Here is a 647-nt window from a genome sequence, read left to right on the forward strand (position 1 = left end):
CTTGCTGGACGGGGTGGGCCGGGGGATGGACGTGGGCTGGAGCCTGTCCTGCGACCGATGGGGCGGCGCCGAGCGCGCCCAGCTCCGGATCGTCGATCTGGCGCCGTCCGCATCCTGGGACGTCCTGCGCCAGCCGCCGGCCATCACGAGCGCCCAGAAGCCCTTGTACCGGGTGGTCGGGGCATCGACCCGCGCGATCCCGATCCTGCGGATCTGCGGCAGCAGCATGTTCCTGTTGTGCTCGGGACTCGCCTTCCAGCGGGCGAGCACCTGCTCCAGGGTCTCGGACCCGGCGCTGAGATTCTCGGCCGCCCAGGATCTCGCGAGACCGGCCGACGCCATGCGCGAGGTGAAGCTGCCGCCGACATCGTGGCTGAGCTGGCCGTGGCGGGCGTTGTTGCCGGCCTGGAAGGCCGCCGCCTTCACGAGAGCCGAGTCGACCACGACCGGGCTCAGGCCGCCGATCATCCCCACTGGAATGCTACCCATACCACCCAGTACCGCGGCGGTAATGGCCTTCATCCCGGCCATAAAACCGATATAGGGGTTCATTACGCCATAAAACTGACCTAGCGGCACAACCGCGACCGCCGCCATTGCCGCGCCCATCACAGAGGTCAGCGCAATCACGCGATCGGTATTTATAC

At 67.5% G+C, this 647-nt stretch carries 1 protein-coding gene; it reads right to left on the reverse strand.

Annotated elements, in window-relative coordinates:
• A partial coding sequence (locus tag ACU8YC_RS25470) for a CAP domain-containing protein (RefSeq protein ID WP_446896029.1) occupies positions 1–647 on the reverse strand: 647 nt, incomplete at both ends.

The organism is Citrobacter sp. VF227 (assembly GCF_052950715.1).